Raw genomic sequence first — 20,598 nt, 5'->3', positions numbered from 1 at the left:
AAGAGCACCAATGTGCTCCCGTCCCGGTCCCTACGGAGACTGTGACGCGTAAGATATTCCGTAGGTCACCGTCCTGCCCGATGCTCCGGCATCCGGGCAGGACGGAGACACGGCGCCGCGGCCGGATTTGTTCCCCAAGCGGAGGTTGTCAGGCCGCAGTCAGTCCGGTGGCTTCTTACCGAGGTCACTCAGTTCTCAATTGACCCCCTATCAAGGAGACAGAAAAGTGACTACTCGTGTTGGAATCAACGGATTCGGACGTATCGGCCGCAACTACTTCCGTGCCGCCCTGGAGCAGAACGCGGACCTCGACATCGTCGCCGTCAATGACCTCACCAGCCCGGAAACCCTCGCCCACCTGCTGAAGTACGATTCCGTGACCGGCCGGCTGGGAGCCGACCTTGAAGTACGGGACGGCAACATTGTTGTTGGCGGCAAAACCATCAAGGTCCTGGCGGAACGCGACCCCGCAAACCTGCCCTGGTCGGATCTGGGCGTGGACATCGTCATTGAGTCCACCGGTTTCTTCACCAAGGCCGAAGACGCGAAGAAGCACCTGGATGCGGGCGCCAAGAAAGTGCTGATTTCCGCACCGGGCAAGGGCTCAGACATCACCATCGTGATGGGGGTCAATGATGCGGACTATGATCCCGCCACCCAGAACATTATTTCCAACGCCTCCTGCACCACCAACTGCCTGGGCCCGCTGGCTAAGGTGCTCCACGAAGCCTTCGGCATTGAACGCGGCCTGATGACCACCGTGCACGCCTACACCGCAGACCAGAACCTCCAGGACGGCCCGCACCGTGACCTGCGCCGGGCCCGTGCCGCCGCCCTGAACATTGTGCCCACCACCACCGGTGCTGCAAAGGCCATCGGGCAGGTGCTTCCCGAACTGGACGGCAAGCTGGACGGGTTCGCCCTCCGGGTGCCGGTTCCCACCGGCTCGGTGACGGACCTGACCGTGACAGTCGGCCGCGAAGCCACGGTTGAGGAGATCAACGATGTCTACAAGACGGCGGCCAACGGTCCGCTGGCGGGCATCCTGCGCTACACGGACGAGCCTATTGTCTCCTCCGACATCGTCACCGATCCGGCCTCCTGTATCTTCGATTCCGGGCTCACCCGGGTGATGGGCAACCAGGTGAAGGTTGTGGGCTGGTACGACAACGAGTGGGGCTACTCCTGCCGCCTGGTGGACCTGACGTCCCTCGTCGCCTCGAAACTTTAACCGACCGCACGCAAAGGTAGAAATGACTGTCAAAACTCTCTCCGACCTGATCAGTGACGGCGTCGACGGCAGGTATGTCCTGGTCCGCTCGGACCTGAACGTGCCGCTGGCGGACGGCCGTGTCACCGATGACGGCCGTATCCGGGCTTCCATTCCCACGCTTCAGAAGCTGGTGGAACACGGCGCAAAAGTCATTGTCATGGCGCACCTCGGCCGCCCCAAGGGCACGCCGGACGAAAAGTATTCGCTGCGCCCCGCCGTCGAGCGGCTTGACGAACTTTCCCCGTTCGCGGTGGAGTTCGCCGAAGACGTGGTGGGGGACAGCGCACGGGAACTGGCAGGCTCCCTGGCCGCAGGGTCCGTGCTGGTGCTGCAGAACATCCGCTTCGACCCCCGGGAGACGTCCAAGGACGACGGCGAACGGCAGGCCCTGGCGCGGGACCTTGCGGCACTGACCGGAGATCGCGGCGCGTACGTGGATGATGCCTTCGGCGCCGTCCACCGCAAGCATGCCAGCGTCTACGACATCGCTGAGATCCTGCCCGCCTACGAAGGGGATCTGGTGCACACCGAGGTCGAGGTGCTCAAGCGCCTGACCGAAAACCCCGAAAAGCCCTATGTGGTGGTGTTGGGCGGATCGAAGGTTTCGGACAAACTCGCCGTCATTGAGAACCTGATGGACCGTGCCGACTACCTGCTGGTGGGCGGCGGCATGGTCTTCACCTTCCTGGCCGCCCAGGGCCACCAGGTGGGTGCCTCCCTGCTGGAGGCAGACCAGATCGAGAATGTTAAGGGATACCTGAGCCGTGCCAAGGAGGTCGGCTGCGAATTTGTCCTGCCGACCGACATTGTGGTGGCGGATAAGTTCGCCGCCGACGCCGATGTTGCCACCGTCCCTGCCGATGCCATGGAGTCCAGCCGTTTTGGTGCTTCGGGCATCGGCCTGGATATCGGGCCCGACTCCGCGGACGCGTTTGCCGAACACATCGGCAAGGGCCGGACCATTTTCTGGAACGGACCCATGGGTGTGTTCGAGTTCGAAGCCTTTGCCAACGGCACGCGTGCCGTTGCCCAGGCGCTCAAGGACTCCTCCGGCTTCAGCGTCGTCGGCGGCGGCGACTCCGCGGCGGCCGTCCGCAAGCTGGGCTTCTCCGAAGCGGACTTCGGGCACATTTCCACTGGCGGCGGCGCCAGCCTCGAATACCTGGAAGGCAAGGCCCTGCCGGGCCTCACCGTCCTGGATAAGTAGTTTTTCGGTGCGGGTCCGCCGCCGGGTAACCGGCGGGGGCCCGCACCTGCATGTCCCATCCCGCCCGGCCCGCACGGCCGGTGCACCGCGAGTTAGAAACCGGAGCAACCATGACAACCTCCACGAACGGGAAGTTCGACCGCACACCCCTGATCGCCGGCAACTGGAAGATGAACATGGACCACGTCCAGGGCATCACCCTGCTGCAGAAGCTGGCCTGGACGCTCAGCGACGCCCGCCACGACTTCGGACGGGTGGAGGTAGTGGTGTTCCCGCCGTTCACCGACCTCCGCAGCACCCAGACCCTGGTCCAGGGTGACAAGCTCAAGGTGGAGTACGGCGCTCAGGACCTGTCTCCGTTTGATTCCGGCGCGTACACCGGCGACGTTTCGGGCCAGTTCCTGTCCAAGCTTGGCTGCAGCTACGTCCTGGTGGGCCACAGCGAACGCCGCTCCGTCCATGGAGAAAGCGATGAGCTGCTGAACGAGAAGCTCAAGGCGGCCTACCGGCATAACCTCGTGCCCGTGCTCTGCGTCGGTGAGGGCCTTGAAGTCCGCCAGGCCGGGGACCACGTGCTTCACACCCTGGAGCAGGTCCGCAAGGATCTTTCGGGCCTCGACGCGGAGCAGGTGGCCAACCTCGTCATCGCCTACGAACCCGTATGGGCCATCGGCACCGGTGAAGTCGCAGGCCCGGAGGACGCTCAGGAAATGTGCGCTGCCATCCGCGCGGAAATCGCGGATCTGTACGACGACGCCACTGCAGCCAGGACGCGCCTGCTGTACGGCGGCTCGGTCAAGGCTGCCAATGCCGCCAGTATTCTGGGCGAGCGTGACGTAGACGGCGTGCTGGTGGGCGGCGCCAGTTTGGATGTAGGCGAGTTTGCTAATATTGTCAGGTTCGAACAACATCTGGTGACTGACTGAACTGCCGCTGAAGGGCGCCGCAGCGGCGTCCCCAATCCATGAGTCACCCGAAAGGCCGTAAGTGGAAATTCTGAAGATCATCCTGCTGGTGCTTCTTGCCATCACGAGCCTGCTGCTGACCCTGCTGATCCTGCTGCACAAGGGACGCGGCGGCGGCATGTCGGACATGTTCGGCGGCGGCATGACCAGCAGCCTCGGTTCCTCCGGCGTTGCGGAAAAGAACCTGAACCGTTTCACGGTGGGGCTTGCACTGGCCTGGGGCCTGGTCATCGTGGCCCTCGGACTGATCCAGCGCTTCGCCGGCGAAGCCTAATAACAGACTCAGCACTGGAAAGGCCCCCGGCGGTTTCGCCGGGGGCCTTTCCTGTGCTGTGGTGCCTTATTCCTCGTCGTCGTCCGTGCCGGCGTGCTCCTGCTCGGAATCGAGCAGGCGGCGGGAGAGCTGGGCTGCTGCCGCCTGGTCGATGAGCCAGCGGGTCTTGGTTCGCCCGCGGGCACCGGCTGCCGGCACCTGGATGGGTCCGGCGCCTGCCAGGGCCAGGCCCACGGCGCCGGCCTTATCGTCGCCGGCAACTCCCAGCCAGACCTCTTCGGCGGTATTGATCGTTTCCAGGGTCAGGGAGATACGTTCCGGCGGCGGCTTGGGCGCGTCCCGAACTGCCACGGTGGTTGCACCGACCGTCCGCACCCCCGGCATTTCCGGGAAGAGTGAGGCAATGTGCGCATCCGGACCGACACCGAGCAGCAGTACATCGAAGCGGGGCAGCCGCGGGTCAACCGGCTCGAAACCCTGAGCAAGCTCCTCGGCTGCGGCCGCTTCGGCCAGCTGCAGGGCATAATCCGCTGCCGCTTCTTCCACAGTGGCTACCTCGTTGGACGTGGCCACGGCATGAATGCGTTCGGCCGGAACCCCAAGGGGTGCCAGCATGGCCTGCCTGGCCTGAAGGGAGTTCAGCTCCGGATCGCCCTGCGGCAGGAACCGTTCATCGCCCCACCAGAAGTTGACGCGGGTCCAGTCCACCGCAGTCCGGGCAGGATTCGCAGTGACGGCCTCCAGTGCGGCGATCCCCACGCTTCCGCCCGTGAGAACCACCGTGGCCTCGCCGCGGCGGCTTTGCACGTCAACGAGTTTGGTGATCAGACGGGCAGCAATGGCCGAGACCAGTGCCTGCGGGTCCGGGTGGATGCTGACGCCGTTGGGGGAGTGCCTCATGCGCTGGCCCCTTCCTGGGACAGGCACGCGGCCAGTCCCTCAGTGAGTACTTCTCCAAACACTTCGTCCGGGTCCAACCGGCGCAGTTCCTCGGCGAGGCAGTCCCGCAGGGTACGCCGCGGAAGCGAAATCTGCTGTTCGGGCTGGCCGGGCTGGGTAAGGTGGGCCGTGACCTGGTCCGGGCGCGCCAGCACCACGTCTCCCTCCGGCCTGCGGAACTGCACCCGGTGGATTCCAGTGCCCGCTTCGCCTTCGATGATTTCCACCGGTACGGCCAGGGCCTTCTTCAGCCAGGCGGCGAGCAGGAAAGTGCTGGCCGAATCCGAAGCACCTTCGACCACGGCGGATTGCACCGGCGACGATCCTGCGCCGTCAAGGACGGCTGCCAGCTGGACCCGCCAGTTGGTCAGCCGCGTCCAGCTCAGGTCCGTATCCCCCGCCGCATAGGTGTCCGCCAGGTGCAGCAGCGCTTCCTTGGGGTTGGGCTCGGTCGCAGCGTCGGTAATCCGCCGGTGCGCTATGCACCCCAGCGGAGTCTCTGCCGGGTTCTCCGGAACGCCGTGCGGCCACCACACCACAATGGGCGCATCCGGCAGCAGCAGCGCCGAGACCAGGGACTCGCTTTCACCGGCTAGTTCCCCGTGCCCGGACAGGACAATAACCTCGGAGGCGCCGGCGTCTCCGCCGACCCTTATCTGCGCATCGAGCCGGGTGGGATCAGCGGAGCTGCCTTCGGCAAGCACGATAATCCGGCAGGGGTGTTCCCGGCTGGCTTCGTTGGCTGCAGCAATGGCCTCTTCGACGAAGTCGGGCTGCGTGTCCACCACCAGAGTCAGCACCCGGCCAAGAGTCACCACGCCGCCCTTTTCGCGCATGGCAACTATTTCCTTGGACACCTTGGACGTAGTGGTGTCCGGCAGGTCTACTATCACGGCCTTCTCCAGGTCCTTCCATCTTGGGCAAGCAGTTCGTTGGCGGAGTCGGGACCCCAGCTGCCCGGGGCATACGGCTCAGGCTGCTCATCGAGCGATGCCCAGTACTCCTCGAAGGGATCCACAATCTTCCAGGACAGCTCCACTTCCTGATGGCGGGGGAAGAGCGGCGGTTCGCCCAGCAGCACGTCCAGGATGAGCCGTTCGTAGGCTTCGGGACTGGATTCGGTGAAGGAATGGCCGTAGCCGAAGTCCATCGACACATCGCGGACCTCCATCTGGGTCCCGGGCACCTTGGAGCCGAACCGGATGGTGGCACCTTCGTCCGGCTGCACCCGGATCACAACCGCATTCTGGCCGAAATCGTCATCATTATGCTCCCGGAACAGCAGGTTGGGGGAGCGTTTGAAGACCACGGCGATCTCCGTGACGCGGCGGCCGAGCCGCTTGCCGGCACGCAGGTAGAACGGGACACCAGCCCACCGGCGCGTGTTGATGTCCAGGCGGATGGCGGCGAAGGTTTCAGTCCTGGATTCGGGATTGAAGCCCTCCTCCTCCAGGAAACCGGTGACCTTTTCACCGCCCTGCCAGCCGCCGGTGTACTGGCCCCGTGCCGAGCTGCGGGAGAGGTCCTTGGGCAGCCGGACCGCAGCCAGGACCTTTTCCTTCTCAGCCCGCAGGTGGTCAGCGTCAAAGGAGATGGGTTCTTCCATGGCGGTGAGTGCCAGCAGCTGGAGCAGGTGGTTCTGGATGACGTCGCGGGCCGCACCCACGCCGTCGTAATAGCCGGCGCGCCCGCCGATGCCGATGTCCTCCGCCATGGTGATCTGCACGTGGTCCACGTGGTTGGCGTTCCAGATGGGTTCGAACAGCTGGTTGGCGAACCGCAGGGCCAGGATGTTCTGGACGGTTTCCTTGCCCAGGTAATGGTCGATGCGGAACACCGAGTCGGCCGGGAACACCGATTCCACCACGTTGTTCAGTTCGCGTGCGGACTTCAGGTCGTGGCCGAACGGCTTCTCGATCACCACCCGCCGCCACTTGCCCTGCGAGGTTTTCGCCAGCCCGTGTTCGGAGAGCTGTTGGCAGACCTGTTCGAAGGACTTGGGCGGGACGGAAAGGTAGAAGGCATGGTTGCCGCGCGTTCCGCGTTGGGCGTCGAGGTCTTCCAGTGTTGCCTTGAGCTGTCCGAAAGCCTCGTCGCTGTCGAAACCGCCTTCAACGAAACGGATACCTTCGGCCAGCTGCTTCCAGACGTTCTCGTTGAAGTCGGTGCGGGCGTGGGCCTGCACCGACTCCTTCACCTGCGCGGCGAATTCCTCGTGGCTCCAGGGCCGGCGGCCGAAACCGACCAGCGAAAAACTCGGCGGAAGCAGCCCGCGGTTAGCCAGGTCATAGACGGCAGGGATCAGTTTCTTCCGCGCCAGGTCTCCGGTCACCCCGAAGATTACCAGGGAGGACGGCCCGGCGATCCGGCTCAGCCGCCGGTCCCGCGGATCCCGGAGCGGGTTCCTCCTGCCGGTTTTCTCCTTTGCGGCCATTTACTTGTTACCGCCTTGAGCGGAGAGGGACCGCACGACGTTTTCGATTTCGCGGACGCCCTCCTCGCGGTTGAGCAGGTGCAGGCGCAGCACGGGGCGGCCCTGATCGGCCAGCACGGAGGCATCGCCGGCGGCCTGGGCGCTGATGAGCTCGCCGAAGGTGAAGGGCCGGTCGGGGATCGCGACGTCGGTGGCGGGACGGCCGGTGATCTGCAGGTAGACGCCTTCCGCCGGTCCGCCCTTATGGAACTGGCCGGTGGAGTGCAGGAACCGCGGTCCCCACCCGAAGGTCACCGGACGGCCGGTGGCGGCCGCGAGGTCGGCACGGATATCGGCCAGGCCAGCCTGCCGGTCGCGGTCCAGGTAGGCCTGGACACTCAGGTAGCCCTCCGGCCCCAGTTCGCCCAGCAGCGCCGTCAGTGCACCGCGCAGGGTGTTGGCCGTTCCCAGCAGGGACGCTGGGCCGCGAACCTCAACGGATCCGTCAATAAAGGCGGGTTGCGTGGGCTCCGGGGTCGCATCCAGCAGTCCGCGTGCCGCTTTTTTGGCGGCTTCCACGTCCGGCTGGTCAAACGGATTGATGTGCAGCAGGCGTCCGGCCACGGCCGTGGCAAACTCCCACAGCACCATTTGTGCGCCGAGGCTGCCCGCAACCAGTACCTGGTTTCCCTCCGGGAGGGCCTCGGAGTCCGCGGGGACAATGCGGACGGTCAGGATGTCGGCCGCGTCCGAGGTGATTTCCGGTGCGCCGGCCTCAACGACAACGGGCAGCACACCCGTCCCGAGCTTGCCCGTGGACTCGGCGATCAGCTGCTCGGCCCAGTCGGGGAAACCTGCCAGTCCGGAACCCTCGTCCACAATGACAATCTTGTTGCGCAGCGGCTCGGTACCGCCCAGCGCTGCGCCGAGCTCCAGGCCCATGTTGTCCGGGGCGTCGTCGCGCAGGATCTCCACGGTCATTTCCGCGTCATCCAGCAGTGTTTCGATGTCGGCCCCGGCCAGGCCGGAAGGCACCAGCCCGAAGGCGGTCAGCGCCGAGTAACGTCCGCCCACGTTCGGGTCGGCGTTGAAGACGGCACGGTAGCCGGCTTCCCGCGCCGCTGCATCCAGGGGTGATCCGGGATCGGTCACGACGACGATGCGGGACTTGGCGTCAATCCCGGCATCGGTAAAGGCCTGTTCGAAGACCCGGCGCTGGGAGTCCGTTTCTACGGTGGAGCCGGACTTGGAGGACACGACAATCACGGTTTCCGCCAGGCGCTCACCCAGGGCGGCTGCCACCACGTCCGGGTCGGTGGAATCAAGGACCGTCAGGTCCACTCCCGCTGTGCGGGTAATAACCTCCGGCGCCAGGGAGGAGCCGCCCATGCCGGCCAGGACCACGCGGGTCACCGACTCGGCGGCGAGCTCCTCCCGAAGCGCCGCAATCTGTCCCAGCAGCGGCCGGGAACTTTCCCCCGGGTTCAGCCAGCCGAGGCGGATCGACGCCTCAGCTTCGGCATCAGGACCCCAGAGAGTGGGGTCCTGGGCTACCAGGCGCGACGCTACTTCGTCGCCCACGAGTTCGGGCACATGGGCATCTACTGCTGCACGTGCTGCTCCGGCTGCTTCAAAGGACAGTGTGGTCATTTTTTCCTACGCCTCTTTCGCGGTATCCAGTGCGGTCTGAACGGTTTCAAGCAGTTCGCCCCAGCTGACCACGAATTTATCGAGGCCTTCGGTTTCCAGCTGCTCCACGACGTCGTTGTAGGAGATGCCCAGCCCGTCCAGGCGGTCCAGGACGCCGTTGGACTCTTCGTACGTGCCGGCAATGGTGTTGCCGGTAACCTCGCCGTGGTCTGCGGTGGCTTCCAGGGTCTTCTCCGGCATGGTGTTCACCGTCTCCGGAGCCACGAGCCCCGTGACGTACAGGGTGTCCGGCAGGGCCGGGTCCTTGACGCCGGTGGACGCCCAGAGCGGACGCTGCGCGTTGGCACCGGCTGCAGCCAGCACCTGCCAGCGTTCGGTCGCGAACTGTTCCTCGAAGACCTGGTAGGCCAGGCGGGCGTTGGCCAGGCCGGCCTTGCCCTTCAGGGCCGTGGCTTCGTCGGTGCCGATGCCGTCCAGGCGCTTGTCAATCTCGGCGTCCACGCGGGAGACGAAGAAGGAAGCCACGGAGTGGATGGTGGAAAGGTCGTGTCCGTTCTCCTTGGCCTGCTCAATGCCGACCATAAACGCGTTGATGACCTCGCGGTAGCGCTCCAGGGAGAAGATCAGGGTCACGTTGACGCTGATACCCGCAGCCAGCGTGGCGGAAATGGCCGGCAGCCCTTCCTTCGTGGCGGGGATCTTGATCAGCACGTTCGCGCGGCCGACCTTGTCGAAGAGTTCCTTGGCCTCGTTGATGGTGCCCTGGGTATCCCGGGACAGCCGCGGATCAACCTCAATGGAGACCCGTCCGTCAACACCGTGGGTTGCCTCGTACACGGGCGCAAACACGTCGCAGGCCTGGATGACGTCATCGGTGGTGATTTCGAAGACGGACTTGTCGACGTCGGCACCGGAACGGGAAAGCTGCTGCACCTGGGCGGCGTAGGACTCGCCGTTGGCCAGAGCGGCAGCGAAAATGCTCGGGTTGGTGGTCACGCCGACGACGTTCTTCTCGTCGATGAGCTTCTTCAGGGAGCCGGACACAATCCGTTCGCGGGAAAGATCGTCCAGCCAGATGGACACACCGGCTTGGGAAAGCGCGGCAGTGGGTGTGGAAGTCATGGTGGTGCTCCTTTGTGAAGGGGTTACTGCTGGTCGCCGGTCTCGGTGGACTGTGCCCCGGAAGCGGCACCGGGGGTGCCGTCGGGAGCAGAGCCGCTGCCGCCGGCGGCGGTCAGGGAATCGCGGGCAGCCTGTGCCACGGCGTCGGAGGTGATGCCGAACTCGCGGTACAGCGTCTTGTAGTCGGCCGAGGCGCCGAAGTGCTCCAGGGACACGCTGCGGCCGGCGTCGCCGATGATCTCGCGCCAGCCCATGGCAATGCCGGCCTCAACGGAAACCCGGGCACGGATGTCCTTGGGCAGTACGGATTCCCGGTAGGCCTCGTCCTGCTTGTTGAACCACTCGATGCTGGGCATGGACACAACGCGTGCCGCCACGCCCTCGGCTGCCAGGACCTCGCGGGCCTCCACCGCCAGCTGCACCTCGGAGCCGGTGCCGATCAGGATCACGTCCGGCGTCACGACGGCGCCGTCGCGGACGGCCTCAGCCAGTACGTACCCGCCGCGTGCCGCGCCTTCGGCCGATGCGAACGCCTCGGCTGTGGCGCTGCCTTCGCCGCGGGCGTAGGTGGGGATGTTCTGCCGGGTGAGGACAATGCCGGCCGGGTTCTCGGTGTTCTCCAAAATGGTCCGCCAGGCAACGGCTACCTCGTTGGCGTCTCCGGGACGGACGACGTCGAGTCCCGGAATGGCGCGCAGCGAAGCCAGCTGCTCCACCGGCTGGTGGGTGGGTCCGTCTTCGCCGAGCCCGATGGAGTCATGGGTCCAGACGTAGATGGAGGGAACACCCATCAGGGCGCCGAGGCGGATGGCCGGACGCTGGTAGTCGCTGAAGATCAGGAACGTTCCGGAGAAGGCCCGGGTGTTGCTGTGCATCGTGATGCCGTTGACGATCGACGCGGCAGCGTGTTCCCGGATGCCGAAGTGCAGCACCCGCCCGTACGGGTTGCCGGACCAGGCGTTGGTCTGCTTGCCGGCCGGGATGAAGGAGGGAGAGCCTTCGATGGTGGTGTTGTTGGATTCGGCGAGGTCCGCCGAGCCGCCCCAGAGTTCGGGCAGTGCCGGGCCGATGGCGGAAAGGACCTTGCCGGAGGCTGCACGGGTGGACATGTCCTTGCCGGCCTCGAAGACGGGAAGGCTGTCTTCCCAGCCCTCGGGAAGTTCACCCTTCTCCAGGCGGGACAGCAGGCCAGCACCCTCGGCGTTGGCATCCTGCCAGGCCTGGAATCCTTCGTTCCACTCTTCGTGGGCCTTCGCGCCCCGGCTGACCACCTGGCGTGCGTGCTCGAGGACCTCGGGGTCGACGTCGAAGCTCTTCTCCGGGTCGAAGCCCAGGGTTTCCTTCAGCGCGGCCACTTCGTCGGCACCCAGGGCAGAGCCGTGGATCTTGCCGGTGTTCTGCTTGTTCGGTGCAGGCCAGCCGATGATGGTGCGCAGGGAGATGATGGACGGCCGGTTCGTCTCGGCCTTGGCTGCCATCAGTGCGTTGTAGAGCTCATTGACGTCTTCGACGTATTCGCCGGTCCTGGTCCAGTCCACCCGCTGGGTGTGCCAGCCGTAGGCTTCGTAGCGCTTGAGCACGTCTTCGGTGAAGGCAATGTCGGTGTCGTCTTCGATGGAGATGTGGTTCTCGTCGTAAATCACCACGAGGTTGCCCAGTTCCTGGTGGCCGGCCAGCGAGGAGGCCTCAGCCGTGACGCCTTCCTGCAGGTCGCCGTCGGAGGCAATGACCCAGATGGTGTGGTCGAACGGGCTGGTGCCCTCGGCGGCGTCGGCATCGAGCAGGCCGCGCAGGCGGCGCTGGGCAAACGCAAACCCGACAGAGGACGCGAGGCCCTGGCCGAGGGGGCCGGTGGTGATCTCCACGCCGTCGGTGTGCCGGTACTCGGGGTGCCCCGGGGTCTTGGAGCCCCAGGTGCGCAGGGACTTCAGGTCCTCGAGTTCCAGGCCGTAGCCGGAGAGGAAGAGTTCAATGTAAAGGGTCAGTGAAGTGTGCCCGGGGGAGAGGACAAAGCGGTCGCGGCCAATCCAGTGGGGATCGCTCGGATCGTGGCGCATAACCTTCTGGAACAGGAGGTACGCGGCCGGGGCCAGGCTCATGGCCGTACCCGGGTGTCCGTTGCCGACCTTTTCCACGGCGTCGGCGGCCAGGACGCGGACGGTGTCCACTGCCTTGCGGTCCGTATCCGTCCAGGTCAGTTCTTGCTCTTCCATATGTGGCACGTTTACGGGCCCCTCTCTGTGCAGATAACCGGCACCGTACAGTGCCGGACATGCCCGGAAACCCCCGCGGACAGCGGGTGTTACCGGTGCCTTTACCACTACAACCAACGTTGGAAGGAAATCGATTCCCCACCGGGGGATTCGCTGCTTCCGTTATTCGCAGCTTCACGCTGCGGAAACCTTTTTCATACTGCGGGTCGCTTTCGCAGCCGCGATACCTTATTTGGCTGCAGGAAAGGTCCGCTCCAACCTTATCCTCTGCGGGTGCTTCCTGCCTGCCTTATTGCCGCACGATGACGGGCCCGCAACGCTGCGAACGCGGCAACGGAGCCGATTTGGGCGGCATCGACTCCCGGTCCGGACACTGTGCGGGTAGCCTGCTGTCACCCGCAAATGCGGCGGCGCCGCGCGCGTATATACGCCCCGGCGGGCTGTACTTCGATTTCTACAGCCGATAGAGGCTATGATGAGGACGGACTTTTTCGTTCCAGATTGGATACAGTGATCGCTTCGTGACTACCCAGCATGCCGAATCCCCTGTCTACTCGGGGAAGATGACGGCGGGCCGCAAGGTCCGGGCATACGTGGCGCTCACCAAACCCCGCGTCATCGAGCTCCTGCTCGTAACCACCCTGCCCACCATGATCTTTGCCCAGCAGGGACTGCCCTCGCTTGGCCTGATCCTGGTCACGATGGTTGGCGGTGCGCTGGCGGCAGGAAGTGCCGGCGCCTTTAACTGCTACATCGACCGCGACATGGACAAGTTGATGAAGCGGACCAAAAACCGTCCGCTCGTCACCGGCGAGGTCTCCCCGCGGGAGGCAATGGTCTTCGCCTGGGTGCTGGGCATTGTTTCCATTGCCATGCTGTGGTTCGGGGCCAACCCCCTCACCGGGCTGCTTGGCCTCGGCGCCATCCTGCTCTACGTGGTCTTCTACACGCTGATCCTCAAACGGCGGACCACGCAGAACATTGTCTGGGGCGGTGCGGCCGGCTGCATGCCCGTCCTTATTGCCTGGGCCGCCGTGACCGGCAAGGTCGAATGGCCGGCCATCATCCTCTTTATGATCATCTTCCTCTGGACCCCGCCGCACTACTGGCCGCTGTCCATGAAGTACGGGGAGGACTACCGCAACGCCAGCGTTCCCATGCTCGGTGCCGTGGCCGGCGCCAAGCTGGTTTCGGTCCAGGTGGTGCTCTACGCGTACGCCACCGTGGCCTGCTCGCTGCTGCTGGTACCCGTGGGCGGCGCCGGCTGGGTCTACACCGGCGCGGCCGTACTTTCCGGTGTCTGGTTTATTGCCGAGTCCCACAAGCTGCACTCCCGGGCACAGCGTGAAGACCTCAGCGACAAGTCGGCCATGAAGGTCTTCCACCTGTCGATCAGTTACCTCACCATCCTTTTCCTCGCCCTGGCCGTGGACCCCTTTGTTGGCGGTGCACTGGTCTAGGAGCGGTTTCTGCGCGCGGTACGTGCGCAGCAGCAGACTGGCAGCGGCCGGGGCCTTCGGGCTCCGGCCGCTTTTGCATGTTCGGGCTTCGTGGGTTCCGGGCTGCTTCGTGCGGGGCTCGCCGCGCTTTTTCGGCTGCCGGCTGCCGGCTTCGGCTTCGGCTGCCGATAGTACAGATAACGGCCCTAAACGATGCCGATAGGGCCCTCATCTGTACTATCGGCGCGGCCCAGGGCCAAATACCCGGACACTGGCATCAATACAGCAGAAGGCGCGGCCCGGACCAGGTCAGGACAGCATCCGGTGCACTGCGCGTATCCCGAACGGATAATTGCGCAGGATCAGCTGCACGGGCTTCGGCGGCACTGGTTCGGGGCACGGTGAAGCTGAAGCTGGAGCCGGCAGCCGGCACTGGTTCGGGGCAGCCTGACTCTGGGGCTGGGGCAGCCTGACGCTGAAGCTGAAGCTGAAGCTGGAGCCGGCACTGGTTCGGCACACCCTAACGCCCGGGACGGGGATAAGGATAGGGACGGGCCCGTCCCAAGACCCCTAAACGCCCCGCCGCCCGCCAGACACCGCCGCCCACCAGACCCCGCGCACCAAAAAAGGGCCGGCCGCCGCAGTCCAATGCGGGGGCCGGCCCTTTCAACGGGCGGTGCAGCGGCGGTTAGTCCACAGGCGCAGCAGCGGCCGCGGGGACGGTATCGCCACCGGGGACCTGCCTGGCGAAGCCGACGAACACAGCCTGCGCCGCAGCGGCCGTCAGCAGGCAGGCGCCGAGCATGTGCAGCGCCACGAGGGCGATGGGCAGATGCAGGAAGTGCTGGACGTACCCGATGACGGCCTGCGCCAGGACAACAACGGTCACCAGCACCACGGCATTGCGCAGCCGGGCATCGGTCACCCGGCGGAAGACCAGGTACAGGGCCACGGCCAGGGTGAAGACCAGCAGGTAGACGGGCACTACGTGGATGCGTGTCATCAGGTCCGGGTTCAGCCCGTTGCGGGCCGCTCCGTGGTCACCGGCATGGGGGCCGGAGCCGGTCACAACCACGCCCAGCACCACGGTGATGGCCGCAAGCACGCCCACGGCGCCCAGCAGCGGGCGAAGAGTCCTCCCAGCGAGCGGAGCGTGGCGCACCGCCAGGTCTTCCGGCGAGAGCCAGGCCCGGTTCACAAGGACGACGGCGGCAACAATCAGCACCATGGACACAATGAAGTGCAGGCCCACAACCCAGGGGTTCAGTCCCGTGAGGACGGTAATGCCGCCGATGACGGCCTGCGCTGGAATGCCTGCCAGCAGGCCGATGGACAGCCACCACAGGTCGCGGCGTTCGGCCCGCAGGCGCCACACGGAGAAAAGGGTGGCGAACGCAATGGCGGTCAGGACAAACGTGAGCAGGCGGTTGCCGAACTCAATGATTCCGTGGACGCCCATTTCCGGGGTAGTGACCAGCGAATCAGCGGTACACAGCGGCCACTCGGGGCAACCGAGTCCGGAAGCGGTCAGTCGGACGGCGCCGCCGGTGACCACAATGACGATGTTGGCTACTAGGGAGGCGACTGCCAGTGAACGGATGAGCCGGCCCGTTGCAGGCTGTCGGCTGTTGGATTGCCGGGCCGGAACACCGGCCGAGGTCTGTGACACGGTAGCTAACTCCATTTGAACCAGCGGACAGCACCCAGGCCGCCCAGTATTGTCCACGCCAGAAGAATCAGCGTGGCGGAAATATTGAACTGCGAGTCGATCAGAGCCGAGCGCAGGGCATCCCCAAGCGCAGCCGAGGGAAGGACTTCCACAAACGGCTGCACGATGCCGGGCAGGTTGCCTGCGGGGATGATGATACCGCCGGCCGCAGCCAGCAGGATCCAGAGCAGGTTGGTGATGGCCAGGGTGGCCTCGGGCCGGACAGTGCCTGCCACCAGCAGTCCCAGCGCGGTAAAGGCAATGGCGCCGAGCAGGAGCTGCAGTACCGCCGGCACCAGCCCGCTGAGCTCCGGGCGCCAGCCGAAGAGCAGCGCCACTATGGAGACGAGCGCAACCTGGATCACCAGGACGGCGAGCACTGCGATCACCTTGCCGGCGATCAGCCCGGCCCTGCCAAGGGGAGTGGTGGACAGGTACCGCAGCACCCCGTAGCGGCGGTCGAAGCCGGTGGCGATGCCCTGGCCGGTGAACGCCGTGGACATGGCACAGAGCGCGAAAATCCCCGGGGTGGCCATATTGATCCGGCTGGTCCCGTAACCGTCCAACAGGGGAGTGACCACCAGGGCAACCATGGCCAGCAGCGGCAGCACCACGGCAAGGATCAGCTGCTCCCCGTTGCGCAGCATCATGACTGCTTCGTAGCGGCCCTGATTCAGGATGCGCGCGGGCAGCGAGGCGGGAGCACTCAACGGATTGTCCTTCCGGAAAGGTCGAGGAAGACATCCTCCAGCGTGCGGGAGGCCATGTGGACCGAGGCCGGCAGAATCCCGCGCCGGGCCCACCATGCGGCCACGTCAGCGAGGTCCTGCGGGGTAAGCGCGCCGCGCAGGGCATAGTGCCCGGGGGCCGCTTCGGCCACGTCCAGGTGCTGCAGCGTCCCTGAAGCCAAACCGGTGAGGTCCAGGCCCGGATCGGCGTCGAACGTCAGCAGCCGTTGTTCGGCCTGGTGCCCGGTGGCGGAGGTCAGTTCGGCGACCGTGCCGGAGGCGACGGTTTTCCCGGCGTCGATGATGTACACGTAGTCCGCAAGCTTCTGCGCGTCATCCATCAGGTGCGTGGTGAGAATGATGCCCAGTCCCTCCGCACGCAGTTCGGCGATCAGGTCAAAGACAATCTGCCGCGACTGCGGGTCCAGCCCGGCACTGGGTTCATCCAGGAACAGCACTTCCGGCCGGCCAATCAGCGCCGCGGCCATGGCCAGGCGCTGTTTCTGCCCGCCCGAGAGGCGGCGGATCCCGGTATTGGCGAAGCTGCGGATGCCCAGGCGTTCCACCAGCTCGGACACCGGCCGGGGCGCCTCGTACATACGGGCCACATGCTCCAGCAGGGCCACGGGTCGGGCTGACGGCGGCAGCCCGCCGTCCTGCAGCATCACGCCGACACGGCTGCGGAGCCTGGCGTCAGCGCGGTACGGGTCCTGCCCCAGCAGCCGCACTTCACCGCCGTTAATGGATTGCAGGCCCTGGGCGCATTCAAGCGTGGTGGTCTTGCCGGCGCCGTTGGCACCGAGCAGGGCGGTGACCTGACCGCGGCGGGCTGTGAAGTCTACGCCGGCGAGTACGCGGATCATTTTGCCGTCGAGACCAGCAACCGGGCCACAGTCCTTGATCAGACCTTTAATGGTCAGGCAGGGTTCATCGATAGGCACCTGCATATTCTACGTTAGGTAGTAGTGGTTCCGGCACGGGAAGGCAGGCAATGGGAAGCCTTGCCTTAGTGGAAACGGGGAACAGATTAGGTCATGCTTGTGTTGTGTATTCTGTGAGCAACTCTGAAACCAAGGCGGCGGCCGCGCCAGGCGCTGCCCGCGAAGCGGAGGAACGCACCAGGGACAAGGTACTCGGTGCGGTTCTGGAACACGGCCCGGTGAGCGCGGCCGAGCTGGGCGAACGGCTGGGCTTCACACCCGCCGCCGTGCGCCGCCACCTTGACGCACTTTCCGCCAAGGGGCTGATCCAGGTAAAACTGGTCCGCAACTCGGCCTCCGGAGCCGGACGGCCGGCACGGCGCTATGTCCTCAGCCCGCAGGGCCAGGCGTATCTGGGCAACGATTACCTGGATATTGCCACGGAGGCACTGCGGCAGCTCGGTGCCGGACTCGGACCCCAGGCCATTGAGGCGTTCGCCGCGAACCGGTTCGCCGAAATGGAGAAGCGGTACCGTCCCGTGGTCGACGCCGCGGGGCCGGAAACGGCGGACCGGGCCGAGGCGCTGGCTGCGGAGCTGACCAAGGACGGTTTCGTTGCGTCCACCACGATGATCGGCGCCACGGCAAAAAAGAGCACGCTTCTCAGCGTCCAGCTCTGCCAGGCCCATTGTCCGATCCAGGGCCTGGCCACGGCCTACCCCGTCTTCTGTGACAAGGAGACCGAAGTTTTCGCCCGCCTTCTGGACGTGGATGTCCGCAGACTTTCCACGCTGTCCAGGGGCGGACACGTTTGTACGACCCACATTCCCGTGGGCCGGACCAGATCTGCGCCGCAGGTACCCCTGCACGCCGAGACCACCCAGACCACATCCATTCATCAGCAAGAAAGGCCGTGATGACGGATCAAGTAACCCAGAAGCCATCGGCACCTGCCACGGTGCCGGATTCTGTGATTTCAGACATCCTGGAGAAAAACCCTGAGCTAGAGGGTATTGGCAACTATGAGTACGGCTGGGCCGACTCCGACGTCGCCGGTGCAACCGCCCGCCGCGGCCTGAGCGAGGAAGTCGTCCGCGACATCTCCGCGAAGAAGAACGAGCCGCAGTGGATGCTGGACCTCCGCCTCAAGGGCCTGAAGTACTTCGACCGCAAGCCCATGCCGACCTGGGGCGCAGACCTCTCCGGCATCGACTTCGACAACATCAAGTACTTTGTGCGCTCCACCGAGAAGCAGGCGAACACCTGGGAGGACCTGCCCGAGGACATCCGTAACACGTACGAGAAGCTCGGCATCCCCGAAGCGGAGCGTGGCCGCCTGGTCTCCGGCGTTGCCGCCCAGTACGAGTCCGAGGTTGTTTACCACCAGCTCCGCGAGGACCTGGAACGCCAGGGCGTTATCTTCCTGGATACCGACACCGCACTGAAGGAACACCCGGAAATGTTCCAGGAGTACTTCGGCACGGTTATCCCGGTGGGCGATAACAAGTTCGGCTCGCTGAACACCGCCGTGTGGTCCGGCGGCTCCTTCGTGTACGTCCCCAAGGGCGTCCACGTGGAAATCCCGCTGCAGGCCTACTTCCGCATCAACACGGAAAACATGGGTCAGTTCGAGCGCACGCTGATCATTGCGGACGAAGATTCCTACGTCCACTACATCGAGGGCTGCACCGCGCCCATCTACACCTCGGACTCGCTGCACTCCGCCGTCGTCGAAATCATCGTGAAGAAGGGCGCCCGCGTCCGCTACACAACCATCCAGAACTGGTCCAACAACGTGTACAACCTGGTCACCAAGCGTGCCATTGCACACGAGGGCGCCACCATGGAGTGGATCGACGGCAACATCGGTTCCAAGGTCACCATGAAGTACCCGGCTGTCTACCTGGTCGGCGAGCACGCCAAGGGTGAGACCCTGTCCATCGCCTTCGCCGGCGAAGGCCAGCACCAGGACACCGGATCCAAGATGGTCCACATTGCCCCCAACACCAAGAGCTCCATCATCTCCAAGTCCGTGGCCCGCGGCGGCGGCCGTGCTGCCTACCGCGGCCTGGTCCAGGTCCGTGAAGGCGCCAAGCACTCGGCCAACACCGTGCGCTGCGACGCCCTGCTGGTGGACACCATCTCCCGCTCGGACACGTACCCGTACGTGGACATCCGCGAAGATGACGTCACCATGGGCCACGAAGCCACTGTTTCCCGCGTCAGCGAGGAGCAGCTGTTCTACCTCATGTCCCGCGGCCTTCCCGAGGACGAGGCAATGGCAATGATCGTGCGCGGCTTCATTGAGCCGATCGCCCGTGAGCTGCCGATGGAATATGCCCTTGAACTCAACCGCCTCATCGAACTCCAGATGGAAGGAGCCGTCGGTTAATGTCGAAGCTTAACGACGTCGTCGAAACAGTGACCGAGAAGGTCAGCAACGTAGTGGAGGAGGTCAAGGCGAAGGTCGGCTCCTCCGAGTCCAACCGCATCCGCATTGACGGCTTCACCGAGGAAGGCGAAAACCTTTCCCCGCTGAATGACGATTCCTCGCCCCTCGGCGGCGACAGCAGCAAGGCCCACAGCCACGGCGGCGGAGAGGGCATCCCGGACAGCTCCCGCGCCGGCCGGATGACCTCCTACCACCGGGCTGACTTCGGCAAACTGAACGGACGCGAAGAGGACTGGCGGTTCACCCCGCTTAAGCGCCTGCGCGGCCTGCACACTGCGGACCTGAACGGTTCCGCACCCGAGCTGGCAGTAGTGGCTCCGGACGGTGTTCTCGTGGAGAGCATTGCCCGCACCGATGCCCGCATCGGCTCGGCCGGTATTCCGGAGGACCGGGTGGCTGCGGCTGCCTGGGAGGACTTCAGTGAAGCCACCGCTGTGACCCTGCCTGCCGAAACCGTGGTGGACGGCAGCGTCACGCTGACCATCAACGGTGTCAGCAAGGATCCCGCCGCGCAGCACATTGTGATCACCGCGCAGAAGTTCTCCAAGGGTGTTGTGGTCCTGGACCACAAGGGTTCGGCCGTGCTGTCCCAGAACGTGGAGATCGTGGTTGAGGACGGTGCAGAGCTGACCGTGGTCTCGGTCCAGGACTGGGACGACGACGCCGTGCACGCCTCCGCCCAGTACGCCAGGATCGGCCGCGACGCGAAGTTCAAGCATGTTGTCGTCAGCCTCGGCGGCGACCTGGTGCGCATCACGCCGTCGTCCAAGTTCACCGCCACCGGCGGTGACGTGGAAATGTTCGGCCTGTACTACGCCGACGCCGGCCAGCACCTGGAACAGCGTCTGTTCGTGGACCACGCAGTACCCAACTGCAAGTCCCGCGTGATGTACAAGGGCGCCCTGCAGGGCCGCGACGCGCACACCGTGTGGGTTGGCGACGTCCTGATCCGCAAGGAAGCAGAAGGCACCGACACCTACGAGGTCAACCGCAACCTGCTGCTGACCGACGGCGGCCGTGCCGACTCCGTTCCGAACCTGGAAATCGAAACCGGACTGATCGAGGGTGCCGGCCACGCCAGCGCCACCGGCCGGTTCGACGATGAGCATCTGTTCTACCTGATGGCCCGCGGCATCCCCGAGGAAACCGCCCGCCGTCTGGTGGTCCGCGGCTTCCTCACCGAGATCATCCAGCAGATCAAGGTTCCGGCCCTGGAAGAGCGTCTCACCGACGCCGTCGAGCGCGAGCTCGAAGCCTCCGGAGCCTACTAGGACCTCACCGAAGGTGCCGGATCC

The 20,598-nt window shown here is 65.2% G+C and carries 17 protein-coding genes; 8 read left to right on the top strand and 9 right to left on the bottom strand.

Features of this window, described 5'->3' with window-relative positions:
- The first annotated feature begins 226 nt into the window (after positions 1-226).
- The 4 genes from gap (at position 227) to secG (ending at position 3,719) form a co-directional block, all read left to right on the top strand.
- Complete coding sequence (gene gap / locus QWJ37_RS08880) at positions 227-1,231, top strand: type I glyceraldehyde-3-phosphate dehydrogenase (protein WP_227901917.1); 1,005 nt, start codon at positions 227-229, stop codon at positions 1,229-1,231.
- 22 nt (positions 1,232-1,253) lie between these two features.
- Positions 1,254-2,480 (top strand): phosphoglycerate kinase, encoded by a 1,227-nt coding sequence (locus tag QWJ37_RS08875; protein WP_227901916.1) that lies wholly within the window; start codon positions 1,254-1,256, stop codon positions 2,478-2,480.
- A gap of 110 nt (positions 2,481-2,590) precedes the next feature.
- Complete coding sequence (tpiA, locus tag QWJ37_RS08870; protein ID WP_227901915.1) at positions 2,591-3,406, top strand: triose-phosphate isomerase; 816 nt, start codon at positions 2,591-2,593, stop codon at positions 3,404-3,406.
- 61 nt (positions 3,407-3,467) lie between these two features.
- On the top strand, positions 3,468-3,719 hold the full coding sequence (secG, locus tag QWJ37_RS08865; protein ID WP_227901914.1) for a preprotein translocase subunit SecG: 252 nt from the start codon (positions 3,468-3,470) through the stop codon (positions 3,717-3,719).
- Positions 3,720-3,785: 66 nt separating this feature from the next.
- Here the strand turns inward: secG and pgl are convergent, their stop codons facing one another.
- The 6 genes from pgl to tkt are packed head-to-tail and all read right to left on the bottom strand — an operon-like array spanning position 3,786 to position 12,056.
- Positions 3,786-4,619, bottom strand: coding sequence for a 6-phosphogluconolactonase (gene pgl / locus QWJ37_RS08860; RefSeq protein WP_227901913.1), 834 nt, complete (start codon positions 4,617-4,619; stop codon positions 3,786-3,788).
- Positions 4,616-5,551, bottom strand: coding sequence for a glucose-6-phosphate dehydrogenase assembly protein OpcA (locus QWJ37_RS08855; protein WP_290245074.1), 936 nt, complete (start codon positions 5,549-5,551; stop codon positions 4,616-4,618). The genes pgl and QWJ37_RS08855 overlap by 4 nt, the downstream gene beginning before the upstream one ends.
- Entirely contained in the window at positions 5,548-7,092 is a 1,545-nt protein-coding gene (gene zwf, locus QWJ37_RS08850; protein WP_290245073.1) for a glucose-6-phosphate dehydrogenase, read from the bottom strand. Before zwf ends, QWJ37_RS08855 begins: the two co-directional genes overlap by 4 nt.
- Complete coding sequence (locus tag QWJ37_RS08845; protein WP_290245072.1) at positions 7,093-8,721, bottom strand: glucose-6-phosphate isomerase; 1,629 nt, start codon at positions 8,719-8,721, stop codon at positions 7,093-7,095.
- Between the two features lie 6 nt (positions 8,722-8,727).
- Positions 8,728-9,843 carry a transaldolase gene (tal, locus tag QWJ37_RS08840; RefSeq protein ID WP_227901909.1) on the bottom strand — a complete coding sequence of 372 codons (1,116 nt, stop codon included), beginning with the start codon at positions 9,841-9,843 and terminating at the stop codon, positions 8,728-8,730.
- Between the two features lie 23 nt (positions 9,844-9,866).
- Entirely contained in the window at positions 9,867-12,056 is a 2,190-nt protein-coding gene (gene tkt, locus QWJ37_RS08835; RefSeq protein WP_290245071.1) for a transketolase, read from the bottom strand.
- A gap of 563 nt (positions 12,057-12,619) precedes the next feature.
- Here tkt and QWJ37_RS08830 point away from each other — a divergent pair.
- A complete protein-coding gene (locus QWJ37_RS08830) occupies positions 12,620-13,516 on the top strand; it encodes a heme o synthase (protein ID WP_227901984.1) in 897 nt (298 codons plus the stop codon).
- A gap of 667 nt (positions 13,517-14,183) precedes the next feature.
- Here the strand turns inward: QWJ37_RS08830 and QWJ37_RS08825 are convergent.
- From QWJ37_RS08825 to QWJ37_RS08815, 3 genes are read right to left on the bottom strand one after another with little or no spacing between them, the layout of a single operon-like run.
- On the bottom strand, positions 14,184-15,164 hold the full coding sequence (locus QWJ37_RS08825) for a COX15/CtaA family protein (protein WP_227901907.1): 981 nt from the start codon (positions 15,162-15,164) through the stop codon (positions 14,184-14,186).
- A gap of 5 nt (positions 15,165-15,169) precedes the next feature.
- Positions 15,170-15,913, bottom strand: coding sequence for an ABC transporter permease (locus QWJ37_RS08820; protein ID WP_290245070.1), 744 nt, complete (start codon positions 15,911-15,913; stop codon positions 15,170-15,172).
- Positions 15,910-16,878 carry an ABC transporter ATP-binding protein gene (locus QWJ37_RS08815; RefSeq protein WP_227901905.1) on the bottom strand — a complete coding sequence of 323 codons (969 nt, stop codon included), beginning with the start codon at positions 16,876-16,878 and terminating at the stop codon, positions 15,910-15,912. Before QWJ37_RS08815 ends, QWJ37_RS08820 begins: the two co-directional genes overlap by 4 nt.
- Positions 16,879-16,976: 98 nt before the next feature.
- Here QWJ37_RS08815 and QWJ37_RS08810 point away from each other — a divergent pair, with 98 nt between their 5' ends.
- Genes QWJ37_RS08810 through sufD form a run of 3 tightly spaced genes read left to right on the top strand, consistent with a single transcriptional unit; the run spans position 16,977 to position 20,574 of the window.
- The gene (locus QWJ37_RS08810) at positions 16,977-17,768 is read left to right on the top strand and encodes a MarR family transcriptional regulator (RefSeq protein ID WP_227901904.1); all 792 of its coding nucleotides are present in this window, start codon (positions 16,977-16,979) and stop codon (positions 17,766-17,768) included.
- Positions 17,768-19,243 carry a Fe-S cluster assembly protein SufB gene (gene sufB, locus QWJ37_RS08805; protein WP_227901903.1) on the top strand — a complete coding sequence of 492 codons (1,476 nt, stop codon included), beginning with the start codon at positions 17,768-17,770 and terminating at the stop codon, positions 19,241-19,243. The genes QWJ37_RS08810 and sufB overlap by 1 nt, the downstream gene beginning before the upstream one ends.
- On the top strand, positions 19,243-20,574 hold the full coding sequence (sufD, locus tag QWJ37_RS08800; RefSeq protein ID WP_227901902.1) for a Fe-S cluster assembly protein SufD: 1,332 nt from the start codon (positions 19,243-19,245) through the stop codon (positions 20,572-20,574). The genes sufB and sufD overlap by 1 nt, the downstream gene beginning before the upstream one ends.
- Positions 20,575-20,598 lie beyond the last annotated feature (24 nt).

The sequence above is a fragment of the Arthrobacter sp. YD2 genome, from assembly GCF_030410475.1.
GTDB classification, from domain to species: Bacteria; Actinomycetota; Actinomycetes; order Actinomycetales; family Micrococcaceae; genus Arthrobacter_B; species Arthrobacter_B zhangbolii.
Note: the sequence above shows the minus strand (reverse complement) of the source record. Positions and strands in the feature narration are given on the sequence as shown.

Excerpts from the sequence above, each read along its gene's own strand:
- QWJ37_RS08875 (WP_227901916.1), top strand. The coding sequence starts at position 1,254 with ATGACTGTCAAAACTCTCTCCGACCTGATCAGTGACGGCGTCGACGGC.
- tpiA (WP_227901915.1), top strand. The coding sequence starts at position 2,591 with ATGACAACCTCCACGAACGGGAAGTTCGACCGCACACCCCTGATCGCC.
- pgl (WP_227901913.1), bottom strand. The coding sequence starts at position 4,619 with ATGAGGCACTCCCCCAACGGCGTCAGCATCCACCCGGACCCGCAGGCA.
- zwf (WP_290245073.1), bottom strand. The coding sequence starts at position 7,092 with ATGGCCGCAAAGGAGAAAACCGGCAGGAGGAACCCGCTCCGGGATCCG.
- QWJ37_RS08845 (WP_290245072.1), bottom strand. The coding sequence starts at position 8,721 with ATGACCACACTGTCCTTTGAAGCAGCCGGAGCAGCACGTGCAGCAGTA.
- tal (WP_227901909.1), bottom strand. The coding sequence starts at position 9,843 with ATGACTTCCACACCCACTGCCGCGCTTTCCCAAGCCGGTGTGTCCATC.
- tkt (WP_290245071.1), bottom strand. The coding sequence starts at position 12,056 with ATGGAAGAGCAAGAACTGACCTGGACGGATACGGACCGCAAGGCAGTG.
- QWJ37_RS08830 (WP_227901984.1), top strand. The coding sequence starts at position 12,620 with ATGACGGCGGGCCGCAAGGTCCGGGCATACGTGGCGCTCACCAAACCC.
- QWJ37_RS08815 (WP_227901905.1), bottom strand. The coding sequence starts at position 16,878 with ATGCAGGTGCCTATCGATGAACCCTGCCTGACCATTAAAGGTCTGATC.
- sufB (WP_227901903.1), top strand. The coding sequence starts at position 17,768 with ATGACGGATCAAGTAACCCAGAAGCCATCGGCACCTGCCACGGTGCCG.
- sufD (WP_227901902.1), top strand. The coding sequence starts at position 19,243 with ATGTCGAAGCTTAACGACGTCGTCGAAACAGTGACCGAGAAGGTCAGC.